Raw genomic sequence first — 18526 nt, forward strand, 5'->3', positions numbered from 1 at the left:
TTTTAGCCCTCTCGCAACTGATTTTGAAGTTTATTGGTTGCAGATTTTAATTTTAAAAGTGAAACTATATATCAATATAATGTAAATCGCAAATTGATTTTAATGATTGGCTTACTCTGATATTAATCTTGAGCTTAAACCTTCCCTTTTTTTTACAATCATACTTGTTGAAAAGAGTTAATAAATATTAGTAAGAATGTGAGGGGAGGAAGTTATGATTTTGTGGAGACGGTCTATAATTAGTTGGTTATTTCTCTGTTTATTAATTTTTTTGATATCTCAATCTGTTTTAGCTGTTGAAGTTCCTGATTTTAATCTTGAATCTGAATCTGCAGTTTTAATGGATGCTAGATCAGGTAGGATACTTTATGAAAAGAATCCCCATCAGCAGAAGCCACCAGCAAGTATTACTAAGATTATGACTATGTTATTAACAATGGAAGCTATAGAAGAAGGGAGAGCACAATTAACAGATAAAGTTCCAACAAGTGAACATGCAGCAGAAATGGGAGGTTCACAGATTTGGTTAGAGCCAGGAGAAGAGATGACTTTAAAAGAAATGTTGAAAGCAATAGCTATTGTGTCTGCTAATGATGCGTGTGTAGCTGTAGCAGAGTATTTGTATGGAACAGAGGAAGAATTTGTTAGAGCAATGAATGAAAAAGCTGAGGAGTTAGGAATGGAAAATACTTATTTTAAGAATACAAATGGTCTACCTATTACTGAGGAGGGGGAAGAAGGTAATTATACAACTGCTTATGATATTGCTCTAATGTCTAGGGAGCTATTAAAGTATCCACAGATTTTAGAATATACATCCACTTGGATAGATCATTTGCGGGATGGAGATTCTTTTTTGCGTAATACAAATGATTTAGTGAGATTTTATGAGGGAGCAGATGGGCTTAAAACAGGATATACAGTGGAAGCAGGGTTTTGTTTATCGGCTACTGCTAGTCAAAGAGGAATGAGATTTATTACTGTAGTGATGAATGCTCCTAATTCAAAGGTTCGATTTGGAGAAACGAGAGAACTCTTATCTTATGCCTTTAATATTCATCAAGCAATTGATATTATAGAAAAAGGAGTAGAAGTAAGTCAAGTCGATGTATTTAAAGGAAAGAGTGAACGGGTGACTGCTATTGCAGCTGAAGATTTGACGGTTTCTGTAATTAAAGGTGAGGAAAGTGAAGTTAAAAAGCAAATTTGGCTTGATCAAGAAGTTATTGCTCCGATTAACGCAGGAGACGATATAGGAGAAATTATAGTTATCAAGAATGGAGAGCAGATAGGTCAGGTTGATTTGGTAGCTGCAGAAGAAGTGGATCAAGCTAATTTATTCGAATTAATAACTTTATTGCTTAAGAAATTTATTAGTAATTTAATTAATTATTCTTAAATTTAATTGGTGACAGTAATTCTTTTAAACTAGAAAGGATTCAGTAAAAAGTTAAGAATAATTTATTTAAGCTAAGTTGCCAATTGGCAACTTTGTCTTTTTAACGAATAAAAAGCGAATACTAGCAGGAAAAAAATGGTTTATATCTAAATGTTATGTAAAAGGGGCAAAGGAGGAGAAGAAGAATGGAGGTAAATTGTAGACAGTTGACTAATAATCTGTTTATTGAATTAGAAGGAGAGTTTGATCTTCATACAGCAGATTATTTTAGTACAGAGATAAGTAATCAATTAACTACTGAAATTGATAATTTAATTCTAGATTTAGATGGAATTGAGTTTATTGATAGTTCAGGATTAGGAGCAATTTTAGGAGTTTATAAGAAGATTAATCAAAAAGGAGGTAATATAGGAGCTATAAATATTACGCCACAGGTAGAAAGGATCTTTGAGGTCTCTGGGCTTTTAAAAATTATCGATATCTACTCTTCAAAACAGGAGGTATTGGACAAAATTTAAAGGGGGAACAGTTATGGAAAATCAGGTTGAGTTAATTATTGATAGTAGATCTAGTAATGTAGGATTAGCCAGAGTAACAGCAGCGTCATTTGCTTCCCAATTAAATTTTACATTAGCAGAAATTGAAGAAATCAAAGTGGCAATTTCAGAAGCGGTATCGAATGCTATCATTCATGCCTACCAGGATCAAGTAGGTAAAGTAAAGATGAAGTTGAGAATTTATGAAGGGCAGTTAGAAATAATTATTAAGGATGAAGGGCAGGGGATTGAAGATATAGAGCAAGCCTGTCAGTCTTCTTATACAACAACTGATAGAATGGGATTAGGGTTAGCTTTTATTGAATCGTTTATGGACAAGTTTGAGTTGAAATCAAAGTTGGGTGTGGGAACTGAATTAAGAATGGTTAAAGTTCCTGCTCAAGAAAAACAACAGGTTAATTAGGGGTAGAGAAATGGAAGGATTAGCAAACATTAATCTTAAAGAGCATAAACTTTTGTCTCAAAAGGAGACGAAGAAGTTATTAGCTGAAAGTCAACAAGGGAATCGACAGGCAAAAGACAAATTAGTTAAACATAACTTAAGGTTGGTCTTAAAGGTTGTTCATCGTTTTAAAAATGCTGTTTATTCATTAGAGGATATCTTTCAGATAGGAACTATAGGATTAATCAAAGCTATTGAACGCTTTGATTTGAGTAAAGAGGTGCATTTTTCTACTTATGCTGTGCCATTAATCATTGGAGAAATAAAAGTTTTTTTAAGGGATAATGATCGAATGAAGATAAGTCGCAATTTAAAGGAGAAAGCAAGTAAGATCAAGCAGATTAAAGAAGAGATGAAGGGTAAGTTGAAACGTGAACCTACAATTAAAGAGTTAAGCCAACGACTTGATTTAGCCCCAGAAGAGATAATTAGAGCTTTAGAAGCAGTTCAAGAACCTACTTCGTTATATGCTAGAGTTTATGACTGTGGTGATAGGGCTGGGAGATTAGAGTTGATTGATCAATTAGCTGATTCTAATGATGAGTATGAGGTAAGTTTGAATAAATTATTTATCAAACAGATTTTAGAAAAAATTGATCAAAGAGCAAGAGAGATAATCAAGTTAAGATATTTTGCTAATCAGACTCAGAGTCAAATTGCTGAAAAATTAGGGATTTCCCAAGCTCATGTTTCTAGATTAGAAAAGAGAATATTGGCTTTAATTAAGAAAGAGCTGGAAAAAAAGGACAGGTGTTGAACACCTGTCCTTTTTGCATTAAATTTTATTAAATTGTGTATAATAAGTTGTAGAAACGAGACTTATTAAGAGAGGTGAATATAGCTATGATTGATCTTGATTTGAATAAAATACTATTGATAATAGCTTTTAGTGTGGTCGTAATCTTAGTTACTTTATATTTTTGGGGTAGTTTTTTTATGAATGATGAAATTTCATCTAGAGCTAGAAAAGTTGATGGAACTCAACTTAATCTGGAAGTGAGAAGTGAGATTAATGATTGGTAAATTCGAGATATTTTTGCGGGTTAAAAGGGTGGTCAAGGCAAAACCCAATCAAAAGTTATTGGTGGGAAATTTAGCAGAGGTTATTACTGCTGAAGATAAGCAAGAAGAGTTAGAAAAAGTATATGTTAAAGAGGTAACTAAAGAAACTGGTCAGTCAATGATTATCACAGCTTTAGAAATTATTCGAGCTATTAAGGGCCAATTTCCTGAAGCAACGATTGAACATTTAGGGGAAGCTGATGTAATTGTTGATATTAATAAAGGCTCTAAAAATAAGAAAAATCAGGACAAGCCTTCTAAGCTATATATTGCTGCAGTCAGTGTCGTTTTATTTTTAGGTTCAGGAATGGCTATTATGAATTTTCATGCTGATGTTAATATGGTAGCTGTTCATCAACAATTATATCAACTAATTATGGGTAGGTTTGAGGAGAATCCACTCTTATTGCAGATTCCTTATTCAATTGGGATAGCTTGTGGGATGATAGTCTTTTTTAATTACATCTATAAATATAAATTGGATGATGATCCTAGCCCTTTAGAGATGGAGATGTATCTTTATGAAAATAAGGTGAATCAATTCTCCTTGAATCAAAAGACAAAAGAAGCAAAAAAAGGGGGGAGTAATAATTAAATGTTAGGTGGTGACTGAGTGAGGGCTTTTATCTTAATTCTGACCGGTTTTGCAGGAGGAGTTGTGGTAGGAACAGCTTTGGTTGCTTTCTTATTAGTTTTAGATGTTATCCCCCGCTTGATTCAAGTCAGTGATTCAAAAGAATATATTAAGTTGTATCAAGTATTAGTGATAGTTGGCCCTTTACTTGCTACGAAATTTCAATTTTATAAGTGGAAGTTACCTTCTATTAATATAATTAATACTGTTTTGGTGATTATGATGGGGTTTATATTTGGAATTTTTATTGGATTATTAGCAGGAGCGTTAACAGAGGTTTTAAAAGTACTACCTATTTTAAGTAGGAGATTGGGTTTGCAAAGCTACTTGGGTGAGCTATTAGCTATTATAATTTTAGGCAAGGCAATTGGTTCACTAATTTATTGGCTATTTCCTACTTTATGGCCACCTTGATCATTAAAAAAAGAGTAAAACTAGGAGGATTATTATGAGTCAGATCGATAAAACACAAGAAGAATATAATAAATTGGTTAAGAAATATCAACCTTCTGATTCTAAAGTTAAAAATTTCTTCAGTGCTTATCTAGTTGGAGGGTTGATCTGTTTAATAGGTCAGATCATAATTGAGTTATTAGTTGGTACAGGTTTAGAGTTAACTGATGCAGCTTCTTATACTGGGTTAATCTTAATTTTAGTTGGTGCTGTTTTAACTGGATTTGGTGTTTACGATGAACTAGCTCAGTTTGCTGGAGGAGGGACGATTATTCCTATTACGGGGTTTGCTAATGCAATTGTAGCTCCGGCTATGGAGTATAGGCAGGAAGGATATATTTTAGGGTTAGGAAAACAGATTTATTCAGTTGCTGGGCCAGTTATAACTTATGGAATCTTATCAGCATTTTTAATTGGGGTTATTAAACTATTACTAGGATAGCGGGGTGAAAAAAATGAAAAAGTTAGGTCAACAGACAGTAAAGTTTATCGATCCTCCTCAAGTTATTTCTTCAGCTTCTATAGTAGGTAAGAAAGAGGAGGCTGGGCCCTTAGGAGAGTATTTTGATGAAGTAATCAGCGATGGATATAATAATCAAAAAACCTGGGAGCAAGCCCAGATAAAGATGACAGAGGATGTATTGAATCTTGTTTTAGAAAAGGTAAAACTTTCTAAAGATCAAATCGATTGTTTATTAGCAGGAGATTTATTAGATCAGACTATAGCCTCTAATTTTGTTGCTCGAAAATTTCCAGTTTCATATTTAGGTCTGTTTGGTGCTTGTTCTACAATGGCTCAGTCATTAGCAGTAGGTGGAATGATGGTCAGTGGTGGAGCAGCTAATCAAGTTGTTTCTTTTACTTCCAGTCATTATCAAGCGACTGAAAGGCAGTTTAGAACGCCTAATGAATATGGGGATAAGTATCCCCCTTATAAACAATGGACTGTAACTGGAACAGGAGCCATGATCTTAAGTAATCAACAAGGAGGAGTCCAAATTCCCTCAGCAACATTAGGAAAGATTATTGATTTAGGGGTAAAGGATCCTAATGATATGGGCTCGGCTATGGCTCCAGCTGCTGCAGATACCATTATCCAACACTTAGAAGATACGGGTCGTGATCCTAGCTATTATGACTTAATTGTAACTGGTGATCTAGGTGAAGTTGGAAAGAGTTTACTTTTAGAATTGTTATTAGAAAAGGGTTGTTCAATTCAAGATAATTATGATGATTGTGGAGTAATGATTTATAATTCAAATCAAAAGGCAGGGGCAGGAGGAAGTGGTTGTGGTTGTTCTGCTGTAGTAACTGCTTCTTATTTATTACCACAGATAATGTATGGAAATTTCAATAAAGTTTTAGTTTTAGGAACTGGGGCATTATTGAGTCCTTTAACTTTTTTGCAAGGAGAGACGATCCCCTGTATTGCTCATGCAGTAGTATTAGAGAAGACAGGGCAGTTAACTCCAGGAATAGGCAGACCAAGTATTAGAAGTAAGTTAGCCAATAAAGTAGAAAATTTATCTGGAAATGAGGGATAAAAATGAGTCTATATATCATGGCCTTTTTAGTTGGAGGGTTAATTTGTGCGTTAGGGCAACTGTTTTTAGACTTTACTAACTATACTCCAGCTCATCTATTGGTTGGTGTTGTTGTTACTGGTGCAATTTTATCTGGATTAGGTCTTTATGAGCCTTTAATAGATATAGCTGGAGCAGGGGCTACTGTACCCGTAATGAACTTTGGACATATTTTGACCAGTGGAGTTTTAATGGAAGTAGAACGGGATGGTTTTTTAGGATTGTTTGCTGGGGTATTAGAACAAGGAAGTATTGGGATTACTGCTTCAATAATCATTGGTTTCTTAACTGCTGCTATCTTTAAACCCAAGGAATAAATGTATATTATTGCTTCAAAATAAATACAATAAGGGAGAAGGATAATGAAAGCAAAAGAGGTTATAATGGTTACAGATGGAGATAAGACAGCTCGGAAAGCAGTTGAAAAAGCTAGCCAAAATTTAGGTTTAGAAGTCATTACAAAATCAGCAGGTAATCCAACACCTTGTTCAGGGGCTGAATTAGTACAGGAGATTAATAACTGTTCTGGAGAATTAGTTGTAGTTATGTTTGATGATCAGGGCGATTTGAATTGTGGACGAGGAGAAACGGCGATGAAAGTAGTAGCTGAATCTGACAATATTGATGTATTAGGAGTAGTAGCTGTAGCTTCCAAGGCTAAGGAAGTGGAAGGGGTTCAACCGACCTGTTCAATTACTCAAGAAGGTGAGCTTGTAGAGCTACCTGTAGATAAATCCGGAAAAAAAGAAGAGGCAAATCATACTATATTAGAAGGGGATACTGTTGACGTAATCAATGAATTTGAAGATGTAATAGTTGTTGGTATAGGAGACTTGGGAAAGATGGAGGGTAAGGATAATTGCCATTTAGGAGCTCCAATAACTACCAAGGCAATTAAGGAGATACTCAAGAGGAGTGGAAGAGATGATGGACTTAAATAAGAAATTAGCTCAAAATATAAAGGTGATAGAAGATAGGTTTGATGGAGATAAAACCTTTGATTTTACTATTAGAGAATTTAAGATTGGAGATAAAGATGCTGCTTTAGCCTTTATTCAAGGGTTTAATAAGGATGAAGTAGTAAATCAAATTTTAGCTTATTTAATGTATGCTAAGAGACAAGACTTAAGTGTTGATGCAATTAAAAAAGTAATAGAAACTAGACTACCAGTGGCAGAAGCTGATGTTGTAGAGACGGTAGATGACGTGGTACTAGAGACCTTATCTGGGCCACAAGTGCTTTTAATTGATGGAGAAGATAAGGCAATTGTTATTGATGCTAGGACTTGGGAAGCTAGAGGGCCAGAAGAGCCTGAATTGGAAAAAGCAACTCGTGGTTCTGAAGATGGTTTTGTAGAGACGATGATGTTTAACGTTCAATTAATTAGAAGAAGAATTCGTGATGCTAGCTTACGAGTAGAGGCTTTACAAGCGGGAAAGAAAGCTAATAGTGATCTTTCAGTTATTTATATGAAAGATTATGCTGATTTAGAATTGGTTGAAGAGGTAAAGGAAAGGATTAATGAGATTGATGTAGATGGTTTGCCGCTAGCTGATCGGACAATTGAAGATTATCTAACTAGAGATACGTTAAACCCACTACCTAAAGTGAGATATACCAACCGTCCTGATATAGCAGCCGCCCATATCTTGGAAGGTAAGATCTGTGTAGTGGTTGATAATTCGCCGACGGTATTGATTTTACCATCAACCTTCTTTGATCAGACACAGAATTTAGAGGAGTATCGTCAATCACCTGTTCCTGGTACTTACTTCAATTTGTTAAGATTAGTAGCAGTAGTTATTGGATTGGTCTTACCACCTTTATGGTTATTAATAGCTTATGGGCCAGCATGGTTACCTGAGGCACTAGAATTTATTGGTCCTAAGGATCCAGGGACAGTGCCTTTAGGTTGGCAATTTGTGATAGCTACTGTAGGAATTGATTTAATCAGAATTGCCTCGATTCAGACACCGACTGCGTTAGCTACTTCACTCAGTTTAATTGCCGCTTTGATCTTAGGTGAGTTTTCTGTGGAAACAGGACTATTTGATCCAGAAACAATTCTTTATTTAGCAATTGGTGCGATCAGTAATTTTGCTTTACCTGGATATGAGTTATCTTTGACCTTATCATTGATGCGCTTTGGATTAATTCTTTTAGTTGTTTTTCTAAGAGCACCTGGATTGATTGCAGGACTGATTTTGATCTTCTTGTTATTTGTTTTGAGTAAGTCATTTGGAACCCCTTATTTGTGGCCATTGATTCCATTTGATTGGAGTGCCTTAAAGACTTATCTCTTTAGACAATCAATCTTATCTTTAAAAGATAGAAGACGAAAAGTACCAGGAGCAAAGGACTTTGAATAATTATAATAAAGGAGAGATTCGATGAACAAAAGAGTAGGAATACCACAAGCTTTATTTTATCATAGATATTCTCCTGCTTGGAAAGCTTTTTTTACTGAGTTAGATTGTAAAGTGGTAGAGTCGGGTCAATCTAATAAAGAAGTAATTGATGCTGGAGTCAAATTGGCCCCTGATGAGGCCTGTTTACCTGTTAAGTTATTTTTGGGACATGTTAAGAAACTGCAAAATCAAGTTGATTACTTATTTATCCCTCGGGTGGTCAGCATAGAAAATAAGGAGTATATCTGTCCTAAGTTTATGGGGTTGCCAGATATGGTTAGGTATAGTATCAATGATCTACCACCTATTATTGATACGACTATTGACTTGAAAACTAAAAAGAGTAATTTAGTAAAATCTGTTTTAGAGGTTGGAGAAGTTTTAGATAAAGGTTATTGGCAAGTCAGCAAGGCCTGTTGGAAAGGGTGGAGAGCATTAAAGAAACATCGCGAGCGATTAAGAGAAGCTAAAGATGATGATGCTCAATATAAGATTGCTATCTTAGGTCATGAGTATATCATTTATGATTCTCATATAAGTATGAATCTGGTTGAAAAGTTAAAGGAGATGGGAGTCGAGGTTGTTACTCCAGAGATGTTGACTCCTCAAGCTATGAGAGTAGGTTTATCAAATTTATCTAAGGATATGTTTTGGACATTGGGTAAAAAGATGATGGGAGCAGCTCATTATTTCTTTTCTAATCAAGAGATTGATGGAATTATTCAACTAACTGCTTTTGGATGTGGACCAGACTCATTAGTTGGTGAAATGATAGAACGAGAAGCTAAGAAAAGAGATGGTCAAGCATTTATGACTCTTAACTTGGATGAACATACGGGAGAAGCAGGATTGGTTACTAGGTTAGAAGCATTTGTAGATATGATTCAATGGGAAGGTGTTTAAAGCAAAGATTATTGTAAAGCTATTGGATAGAGAGAAGAAGGGAGTGTAAATTCTATGAAAGTAACTTTTCCCCATATGGGAACGATGTCAATTCCAGTTAAGAGTATGCTTAAAGAGTTGGGATTAGAAGTTGTTGTACCACCTCCAATTACGAAAAAGACATTAGATCTAGGTGTTAAACATTCTCCAGAATTTGCTTGCTTACCTTTAAAAATGAATGTAGGTAATTATATAGAAGCTTTAGAGCAAGGGGCAGATACGATTCTAATGGGTGGGGGAGTTGGCCCGTGCCGCTTTGGATATTATGGAGAAGTGCAAGAAGAAATTTTAGAGGATTTAGGTTATGATTTTGAAATGATAATTTTAGAACCGTTACAGGGAGATTGGAAAGAGTTATTCAAAACTATAAAATTATTAGTTGGTAATATAGCAATTACTAAGATTAAAAGTGCCTGGCAGAAAGGATGGGCCAAAGCTAAAGCGGTTGATCAGCTCAATCGGATTGCTAATCAAACTAGGTCTTACTTAATTAATCGTTATCGAGCAAGTGAAGTTTATGAAAGAGGACTTAAGTTAATTCGTCAAGCAGAGACAATTGAAGAAGTTGAAACTAAAGTAGGTTTAATTGAAGAAGAGTTTAATAATTTAGAACGGGATGAGGATTTTGAGCCTTTAAAAGTAGGACTAGTAGGTGAAATTTATGTAGTTCTGGAGCCATTTACTAATCTACAGATTGAAAAAAAGTTAGGGGAGAAGGGGGTTTTAGTTGATAAATCAATCTATTTAACTGATTGGATGGAAGGACATCTCTTCCCTAGTTTTTTAAAGCGAGATCAAGAAGGGAAGAAAGTAAAAGAAGTAGCTCAGCCTTATCTTAATCATTTTGTAGGAGGGCATGGATTAGAATCGGTAGGAGAGACGGTCTTATATTCTCAGAAAGGCTATGATGGTGTGGTGCAGCTCTTTCCTTTTACTTGTATGCCAGAGATTATAGCAGAAAGTATTCTACCTACGGTTAGTAGAGATCTAAATATACCGGTTTTATCTTTAACAATGGATGAACATACCGGAGAAGCAGGATATGTTACTCGATTAGAAGCCTTTATAGATTTATTAGAAAGAAAAAGTAGGAAGGAGAAGGTAATATGAAAGGTTACATGGGGGTTGATGTAGGATCGGTTAGTACTAATATTGCTATAATCAATGAAGAACAAGAGGTAATAGAAAAGCTTTATTTAAGAACTGAAGGTCAACCGATTAAAGCAATTAAAAAAGGGTTAATGGAGATTAAAGATAGGGTTGATTGTGAAATTTCGGGAGTAGGAACAACAGGGAGTGCTCGACAGTTGGCTGGAGTGATAATTGGTGCTGATACTGTAAAAAATGAGATTACAGCCCATGCAGTAGCTGCTTCAACAGTTGTACCTGGAGTACAGACGGTATTAGAGATTGGCGGCCAAGATTCTAAAATAATAGTTTTAAGGGATGGTGTAGTAGTAGATTTTGGCATGAATACTGTCTGTGCAGCTGGAACAGGTTCTTTTTTAGATCAGCAAGCGAGTCGTTTAAATATTTCAATTGAAGAATTTGGCGGATTGGCCTTACAAGCTAATGCTCCAGTCAGGATAGCAGGTCGTTGTTCAGTTTTTGCAGAATCTGATATGATACACAAACAGCAGCTAGGACATAATGTGGAAGATATTATAGCAGGACTATCTGAGGCATTAGTTAAAAATTATTTAAATAATGTTGCACAGGGCAAGGAGATTTTAGGGCCAATCGTCTTTCAAGGTGGAGTAGCGGCTAATGAGGGAATTAAGGTTGCTTTTGAGGAAGAATTAGGATTAGAAGTAGTAGTTCCTGAGTATTATGATGTGATGGGAGCGATAGGTTCAGCAGTGTTGGCCCAGGAGGCAGTTAATGAAAAAGGAAGAACAGATTTTAAAGGGTTTAATACAACAGATTTTAATTATCATGCTTCTAGTTTTGAATGTGAGGGCTGTCCTAATTCTTGTGAAGTAATCAATATTCATCAAGGTGATGAAGTAATTGCTCGTTGGGGTTCTAAATGTCCTAAATGGGAAGCGGTATAAAACCCTTTGAAAGTGATACTTAATTACAATATTGTGGCACTTTTGTGCCACAGGAATCAGGAATTTGAAATAAGGAATCAGTAAAAAAATTCTGTAGGGGCAGGTCTCTGTGCCTGCCCCTGTTAAACCACGGGCGACCCTACACAGAATCATGGCTTCGTAAGAATAATACGGATGAAAAGTTACGCTTTATCTCATTTTGATATTGTTAATTAGCCTCAAATATGTTTTAATTAATTATAGAGACTTTTAATTAGAGGTGAGGCTAAATGATAAAAAAAGAGGAATACTTAGCCATGTTAGCTGGAATAATTGCAGCATTTATTTTTGGATTTTCTTTTATGTTTACTAAGGAAGCTCTAGAGTTAATGAGTCCGTTTCAATTATTAGGCTTTAGATTTACTTGTGCTGTCATATTATTAACTATATTGAAGTTAATGAATATAATTGAAATAAATTTTACTAATAAAAACCTACATAGTTTATTTTTACTAGTTTTATTCCAACCTGTAACATATTTTTTATCTAAAACATTCAAAGAAAACTCCATCTAAATCTGTGATTTAGGTGGGGATGAATTTGGATAATATTTATAAGGTTAAATACCTTCAAATATTTAAATCAATATGATATAATACTAGTTACAAGGTTGCAAAAAATAGTAATGCTAACCTACAACTTAGGTTCAGCCCCTTGTAGTGGAACATTGACAGGCTTTGCCTGTAAATCGTAAAAGTGAATATATGGAGTTGCAAACACTAATCCTTGTTTGTGTAAAATATTCAAGGTATCGTAAGGATTAATGGTATTCCTGAAAGACTAATATAGTCTAGTAAGGATATTGGGTTTGTGGACAGCCCCTAGTGAATAAGGTAATCTACACTTGTAGAGGAAACTTAAAATACAAACTTCACTTAAAGCTACTAGTAACCTATACCTATATGGTATTTGTGAAGTATAGCGAAGCTCCATCTAAATCTTATTTTTGATTTAGATGGAGAGGTTCACTATTCTGTCAGTAATAGGAGTTGTGTTTATTATTTTGATGGCTGGCAGTGGAGAGATGGAAACTAGGTTAACAGGTATATTTTTATTATTAGGAGCAGTATTAGCAGGAGGAATCTATAATATTTTATCTAGAAAGTCTTCTTTACAGTTTAAACCAGTAGAGATAACTTATGTTATGATGGTGGTTGGTGCTATAGTATTTAATGGAGTAGCAATTATTCAACATTTATTAGCTGGTGAGTTAACTACTTATTTTTTTCCTTTAATGAAAATTGAAACTATAATAGCCATTATTTACCTTGGGATTTTATCTTCTGTAGTGGCTTTCTTTATGTTGATTTTATGTTATCTAAGATTGAGGCTTCCCGTTCGGCGGTATTTACTAATCTTACTCCTATTGTAGCAGTAATTGCAGGAGTAGTTTTTAGAGATGAGCCTTTTTACTGGTTTCAAGCTGTAGGAGGAGTGATGATTTTAATTGGAGTGTGGGGAACAAATTACTTTTCTCAAGGCGACAAAGTAAAGAATTCCCAAATGAATCTTGATGATTCTGTTGAGCTTTAAAATTATAAGTTTAGTGTTACAGAGTTGACAAGGTTAAATAATTATGTTATTCTATCTTAAAATTAATAAAAATAAGATAGAGGTGCAGTGCTTAAGAGTGATTTTTAGCTGCTAATTTGCTGAAACTGAAAGGGAGGGCTGCCGAAATTCTAAGTTTTTGAGATTAGGGTTGAGGTTATTTATGGTTATAGAATTTGCACGTAAAACCCGATGGGCTTGCCCTCGAGATGTAAGTGCTATTTTAAAAAAATATGATATACTACTAATAAGTTAAGGTAAATCTAAAAACTGAATATATGGAGATTCATGGTTTTAAAATTCAAAAACCATTCATGTAGAAAGCACTGCAATAGGAATTGAAGCGATAACCAAGCTCCTCTATTGCGAATTTATTACGAAGTGTCTGTTAAGACACGTAGGTAAAATATTCAAGGTATCAGAATTCCTTAATCGTCAGTCTACAAGTCTAAAAAGCAAGACTTTTCGTGAAATACATAAAAATCATATCTACCGTAGGGCGTACGGGATTCTAAGCCTCTGGAGAAACTGTAAGACCTAATTTCTTACTTAACACTTGATGTTAAGCAGAAATAGGCTTGTTTCTAGGAATGAGGAATCCACGTGAGCTTGCTCCGTGGAGCGTCAAGAGGTTGTCTCATAACTTTTTTGATTTAATTAATATAATAATAGTTTATAATGAGAGTAGAGAGAAAGGAGTAAGTTGATGCAATTACAAGGAACAATGGAAATTAATGAGCAAGGTGAGTTAGAAATTGCAGGACATAGTTTGGTTGATATTGCTAAAGAATATGAGACTCCTTTATATATTTTAGATGAGCCTGAAATTAGAAAGAACTGTCGAGCTTATCGGCAAGCTTTCGAGAAGTGGTATCCAAATTCTGAAACGATTTATGCTGGTAAGGCCTTTATGTCTTTAAGTATGACAAGAATTATTGACCAAGAAGGCTTAGGGTTAGATGTTGTTTCTGGAGGAGAGTTATATACAGCTTTAGAGGCTGATTTTCCTGCAGAAAAGATTTATTTTCATGGGAATAATAAGACACCTGCTGAAATTGAGATGGCTTTAGAGGCTGAAATTGGTTACTTTATTGTAGATAATAATTATGAACTTGAGTTGTTAAATAATCTAGCTGCTGAAAATGATAAGCAGGTTGATATTCTATTACGAGTTACGCCAGGAATTGAAGCTCACACTCATAGTTATATTCAGACTGGACAGACTGATTCTAAATTTGGATTAGGAATTCAAAATGGATTAGCGTTAGTTGGAATTAAACAGGCTCAGAAATTAACAAACTTAAATATAGTAGGAATTCATTGCCATATTGGATCCCAAATATTCAAATTAGAATCTTTTGCTAAAGCAGTCGATATCATGTTAGAATTTATGGAAGATGTTAAGGATGAGACTGGTATTATTTTAGAACAGTTGAATTTAGGAGGGGGCATCGGGATTCCTTATACTGAAGAGGAAGAGAAGCCTGATATTGAAAAATATGCTGAGCTTGTTACTAAGGCAATTAAGAAAAAATGTGATGAGTTAGAAATTCCGCTACCTAAAGTAATTAATGAGCCAGGTCGTTCAATTGTAGGGACTGCTGGTTCTACCCTGTATCGAGTTGGTTCGATTAAAGAAATACCCGAAATTAGAACATATGTAGCAGTGGATGGAGGGATGTCTGATAATATCAGACCTGCTTTATATGAGGCTGAGTATGAAGCATGTTTAGTTACAAAGGTTGAGCAACCTTTGATTAAAGAAGTTACAATTACAGGGAAATGTTGTGAATCAGGAGATATTTTAATTAGAGAGATTGAATTACCTAAAGTAGAAGAAGATGATTTATTATTGATCTCTTGTACAGGGGCTTATGGTTATTCAATGAGTAATAATTATAATGGTTTGACTAGACCAGGTATGATCTTGGTTAATGAGGAGCAAATTGATCTGATTATTGAACCAGAAAGTTATCAAGATCTGATAGCTAATGATAAAATACCAGCTAGACTAGAGAAATAATTTTTGAAATTGAGTTTAAGGACGTACAATTTAAATTGTACGTCCTTATTTTTGATTATTAATTGTAAATCAAGCTTTACCTATGGTATAATAACAACCGACTTGAATGAAGGGAGGGGTAAAATGGAGATTATAATTAGTCATCAACGGACTGATTTTGATGGTTTAGCAGCAATGGTGGCTGCTCAAAAAATATATCCGCAAGCAAAAATGGTTTTTGCAGGAGGAACAACAAATAATGTTAAAGAATATATGTCATTATATAAGAATAGAATTCCAATTAAGTATCCAAGTGATATAGATAAATCTCAAGTCACTAAAATTATTATAGTAGACACTAGAGTTGCTTTTCGGTTGGGAAGTTTCTCTGAATTGGTGCAGCAAGATGAAATAGAGGTTGTAGTTTATGATCATCATTTAAATCGACAAAATTGCTTGCAAGATGTGACAGAAATAATTGAGCCACTTGGAGCTACTACGACAATTTTAGTAGAGCAAATAAGACAAAGAAAGATTGGTCTAACTTCATTTGAAGCTACTTTGTTTACTTTAGGAATTTATGAAGATACAGGCTGCTTAGTCTTTAATAGTACGACTGCTCGAGATGCTAAAGTAGTAGCTTATTTATTAGAGTTAGGGGCCAATTTAGAGATTGTCGAAAAGTATATTGATTATTCTTTAAATAGGCAACAGCAACAATTATTTAATAAGTTATTAGATTCAGCATATAAAGTTACTAGTAAAGGATTTTGTATTAGTTTTTTTCAAGCAGAGGTTGAGGAATATATACCTGATATCTCTTTGTTGGCCCATAAGTTAGATGAGTTACATAATGTGGATGCCTTATTCGTATTGGTTAAATCAGGAAATAAGGTTTTGATTATTGGACGTAGTAATCATGATAGTATCAATGTCGCTCAGGTTTTAAATTATTTTGGTGGAGGGGGACATGCTCGAGCTGCTGCAGCAACTATAAAAAGGAATAACGTGCAAGATTTAATTGAGTTACAGCAGGAGCTATTAAAGGTGGCTAAAGAGAATATTGTTCCTAGTGTTTTAGCTGAGAACATCATGTCTAGTCCTGTCAAGACAGTAACACCTGACACTTCTATGAGAGAAGCAGATGAATTAATGTTGCGTTATGGTCATTCTGGTCTGGTTGTTGAAGAGAATGAAAGGCTTGTTGGAATTATATCAAGGCGTGATATAGACAAAGTAAGAAATCATAATCTGTTACATGCACCTGTCAAAGGTTATATGTCAACTAATGTAGTGACTATTGAAGCTGAAACTTCATTAAAGGAAGCTCAAGATTTGATTGTTAAGCATGATATTGGAAGATTACCTGTTACTGATCAACAGGGGGAGTTAGTAGGAATTATTACAAGAAGTGATTTATTGAAATTGCTTTATGGAACAGATGATTATATAAAGAATCGACAGAATTTATATGGAAGAAGTTTGGTTGAGTTACAGGAGAAACGTTATAATATAGATGAGAAATTAAAGCTAATTAAAGAAAGAATTATGGAAGTGTTAAAGTTGGCTGCTAGGTTGGCTGATTTTTTAGAGGCTGATCTTTATTTAGTCGGGGGGTTTGTTAGGGATCTCTTGTTAGAACAGGGAAGTTTAGATTTAGACTTAGTAGTAGAAGGTAATGGTATTAAGTTTGCTAGAAAGTTGGCCCAAGAATTAAATGGTGATCTTAATGTCCATCATGAATTTGAGACAGCAACAATATCTTTAGGTAATAATTTGAATTTGGATGTATCTACTACGAGGGTAGAGTATTATTCTGATATTGCTAGCTTACCTGAAATAGAACCCGGTTCTATTCAACAGGATCTTTTTAGACGTGATTTTACTATTAATGCCTTAGCTATCCAATTAAATCAAGATTCTTTTGGACAATTAGTTGATTTTTTTGATGGGAAGGTTGATTTAGAGCAAGGACTTATCAGATTGTTACATAATTTTAGCTTACATGATGACCCGACAAGAATCTTTAGAGGATTAAGATTTGCTAGTCGATATCAATATCAATTTGAGTCTGAAACTGAAAAGTTAATTAGACAAGCAGTAGATTTAGATGTGGTGGATAAACTGAGTAATAATCGTTTGATTGCTGAAGTAAAAAAAGGATTAAATGATGCTCAGCCCCTTTCTTTTATTAAATTATTATTTGATTATGACCTTTTATCTTATTTATCTAATAATATAAGCTGGAATCAAACTAAAGAAGAGTTAGCTGTTAACTTGTCGAAGATTATAGAGTGGTCAGATTCTTTAGCGGTTACCTTTAATATTGAAGAGTGGTTGTTATATTTTACTTTATTAGTAGCTGGGTTGGAAAAGAAAGAGATCAAAATTTTAGTAGCTGATTTTAATTTAAGTAGTGACTGTTTACAGCGGTTGTTATTTAGTTTAGAGGTTGATCAAGTTATTGAGCAGTTGTTAGTAGCAGAAAAGAAGAGCAGAATCTACTTTATTTTAAAGGAGTTAGCTATAGAAGATATCTTATTTTTGTTGGCCCGAGAGTCTAAATTAATAGAGAGAGTTAAGTTATATTTAGAAAATTTGCAGTGGTTAGATATTGAAGTTTCCGGAGAGGATATTATTGATTTAGGATATCAACCTGCTCCTGGCTTTAAGAAGGTGTTAGAGGAGGTGAAAAAAGCTAAATTGGACGGTGAAGTTGAAGGGTATCAGCAAGAACGTCAATTTTTAGAAGAGTATATTAAAGAAAAGGGGGTGGAATAATGAATATGACAGCTCAACTCATATTATTGTTACCGATATTATTACTGTCTTTGTCCTTGCATGAGTATGCACATGGAAAGATGGCTGATTTATTAGGTGATCCGACACCTAAAATGACAGGAAGATTAACTCTAAATCCTATGGCTCATTTAAGTTTAATAGGAACATTAGTTTTAATTATGACTAGACGTTTCGGCTGGGCCAAGCCGGTTCAGGTTAATCCTCGTTATTTTGATGACAAAAGAAAAGGGATGATGTTAGTTGGCTTAGCTGGTCCGTTAGCTAATATTACTTTAGCAATAACAATTACCTTTTTATTTAGGAGTTTAGGGCCAATATTATACCAATTTGTTGACCGGAGAATTATTGAAACTTTATTTATTAATGGAATATTACTTAATTTGGGATTGGCTGTCTTCAATTCAATTCCAGTACCACCTTTAGATGGCTCAAAAATTTTAAAAGGAATAATACCAAGAAAGTATGATAATATCTTTCGAAATTTAGAAGCATATGGACCATTTTTTTTATTATTTGCAGTTTTTACAGGGCTGATTGGTAGAATAATTCTACCAATTATTAATATATTATTTAATTTATTAGTAAGGATTTAAGCTT

19 protein-coding genes, 1 pseudogene and 1 riboswitch are annotated in these 18526 nt (G+C 34.3%); all 20 genes and pseudogenes read left to right on the forward strand.

The window, feature by feature from the left end; translation table 11 throughout:
- Positions 1 to 214: 214 nt before the first annotated feature.
- The 20 genes and pseudogenes from MWH25_RS04865 to MWH25_RS04960 all read left to right on the forward strand — a co-directional run bounded on the left by MWH25_RS04865 (position 215) and on the right by MWH25_RS04960 (position 18522).
- Complete coding sequence (locus tag MWH25_RS04865) at positions 215 to 1399, forward strand: D-alanyl-D-alanine carboxypeptidase family protein (protein WP_248626454.1); 1185 nt, start codon at positions 215 to 217, stop codon at positions 1397 to 1399.
- Positions 1400 to 1584: 185 nt separating this feature from the next.
- Entirely contained in the window at positions 1585 to 1917 is a 333-nt protein-coding gene (locus MWH25_RS04870) for an STAS domain-containing protein (RefSeq protein WP_248626456.1), read from the forward strand.
- 13 nt (positions 1918 to 1930) lie between these two features.
- The gene (spoIIAB, locus tag MWH25_RS04875; RefSeq protein ID WP_248626458.1) at positions 1931 to 2359 is read left to right on the forward strand and encodes an anti-sigma F factor; all 429 of its coding nucleotides are present in this window, start codon (positions 1931 to 1933) and stop codon (positions 2357 to 2359) included.
- Positions 2360 to 2369: 10 nt separating this feature from the next.
- Positions 2370 to 3155, forward strand: coding sequence for a SigB/SigF/SigG family RNA polymerase sigma factor (locus MWH25_RS04880; RefSeq protein ID WP_248626460.1), 786 nt, complete (start codon positions 2370 to 2372; stop codon positions 3153 to 3155).
- 86 nt (positions 3156 to 3241) lie between these two features.
- Positions 3242 to 3421 (forward strand): hypothetical protein, encoded by a 180-nt coding sequence (locus MWH25_RS04885; protein WP_248626462.1) that lies wholly within the window; start codon positions 3242 to 3244, stop codon positions 3419 to 3421.
- A complete protein-coding gene (locus tag MWH25_RS04890; protein WP_248626464.1) occupies positions 3411 to 4055 on the forward strand; it encodes a stage V sporulation protein AA in 645 nt (214 codons plus the stop codon). The genes MWH25_RS04885 and MWH25_RS04890 overlap by 11 nt, the downstream gene beginning before the upstream one ends.
- Positions 4056 to 4073: 18 nt before the next feature.
- Positions 4074 to 4508 (forward strand): stage V sporulation protein AB, encoded by a 435-nt coding sequence (locus tag MWH25_RS04895; protein ID WP_248626466.1) that lies wholly within the window; start codon positions 4074 to 4076, stop codon positions 4506 to 4508.
- A gap of 34 nt (positions 4509 to 4542) precedes the next feature.
- Entirely contained in the window at positions 4543 to 4989 is a 447-nt protein-coding gene (gene spoVAC, locus MWH25_RS04900) for a stage V sporulation protein AC (RefSeq protein ID WP_248626468.1), read from the forward strand.
- A 13-nt stretch (positions 4990 to 5002) separates the two neighbouring features.
- Positions 5003 to 6091: a stage V sporulation protein AD gene (gene spoVAD / locus MWH25_RS04905; protein WP_248626470.1), complete on the forward strand. Its 1089-nt coding sequence runs from the start codon at positions 5003 to 5005 to the stop codon at positions 6089 to 6091.
- Between the two features lie 2 nt (positions 6092 to 6093).
- A complete protein-coding gene (gene spoVAE, locus MWH25_RS04910; RefSeq protein WP_248626472.1) occupies positions 6094 to 6447 on the forward strand; it encodes a stage V sporulation protein AE in 354 nt (117 codons plus the stop codon).
- A gap of 45 nt (positions 6448 to 6492) precedes the next feature.
- Positions 6493 to 7071, forward strand: a complete 579-nt coding sequence (locus tag MWH25_RS04915) for a stage V sporulation protein AE (protein WP_248626474.1) — start codon at positions 6493 to 6495, stop codon at positions 7069 to 7071.
- Positions 7055 to 8500, forward strand: a complete 1446-nt coding sequence (locus MWH25_RS04920; protein ID WP_248626476.1) for a spore germination protein — start codon at positions 7055 to 7057, stop codon at positions 8498 to 8500. Before MWH25_RS04915 ends, MWH25_RS04920 begins: the two co-directional genes overlap by 17 nt.
- Positions 8501 to 8521: 21 nt before the next feature.
- Positions 8522 to 9442, forward strand: coding sequence for an acyl-CoA dehydratase activase-related protein (locus MWH25_RS04925; protein ID WP_248626478.1), 921 nt, complete (start codon positions 8522 to 8524; stop codon positions 9440 to 9442).
- Positions 9443 to 9496: 54 nt separating this feature from the next.
- Positions 9497 to 10591, forward strand: a complete 1095-nt coding sequence (locus MWH25_RS04930) for an acyl-CoA dehydratase activase-related protein (protein ID WP_248626480.1) — start codon at positions 9497 to 9499, stop codon at positions 10589 to 10591.
- A complete protein-coding gene (locus tag MWH25_RS04935; protein WP_248626482.1) occupies positions 10588 to 11535 on the forward strand; it encodes an acyl-CoA dehydratase activase in 948 nt (315 codons plus the stop codon). The genes MWH25_RS04930 and MWH25_RS04935 overlap by 4 nt, the downstream gene beginning before the upstream one ends.
- A gap of 269 nt (positions 11536 to 11804) precedes the next feature.
- Positions 11805 to 12089 (forward strand): EamA family transporter, encoded by a 285-nt coding sequence (locus MWH25_RS04940; protein ID WP_248626484.1) that lies wholly within the window; start codon positions 11805 to 11807, stop codon positions 12087 to 12089.
- Positions 12090 to 12598: 509 nt separating this feature from the next.
- A pseudogene (locus MWH25_RS04945) lies at positions 12599 to 13107 on the forward strand (DMT family transporter).
- Positions 13108 to 13176: 69 nt separating this feature from the next.
- Positions 13177 to 13354: riboswitch (Lysine riboswitch) on the forward strand.
- Positions 13355 to 13831: 477 nt separating this feature from the next.
- Positions 13832 to 15148, forward strand: coding sequence for a diaminopimelate decarboxylase (gene lysA, locus MWH25_RS04950; protein WP_248626488.1), 1317 nt, complete (start codon positions 13832 to 13834; stop codon positions 15146 to 15148).
- Positions 15149 to 15271: 123 nt separating this feature from the next.
- Positions 15272 to 17908 carry a CBS domain-containing protein gene (locus MWH25_RS04955; RefSeq protein ID WP_248626490.1) on the forward strand — a complete coding sequence of 879 codons (2637 nt, stop codon included), beginning with the start codon at positions 15272 to 15274 and terminating at the stop codon, positions 17906 to 17908.
- Complete coding sequence (locus MWH25_RS04960; RefSeq protein ID WP_248626492.1) at positions 17908 to 18522, forward strand: site-2 protease family protein; 615 nt, start codon at positions 17908 to 17910, stop codon at positions 18520 to 18522. The genes MWH25_RS04955 and MWH25_RS04960 overlap by 1 nt, the downstream gene beginning before the upstream one ends.
- The last annotated feature ends 4 nt before the right edge of the window (positions 18523 to 18526 follow it).

This window comes from Natroniella acetigena (genome assembly GCF_023227745.1).
Taxonomy (GTDB): Bacteria; Bacillota; Halanaerobiia; order Halobacteroidales; family Halobacteroidaceae; genus Natroniella; species Natroniella acetigena.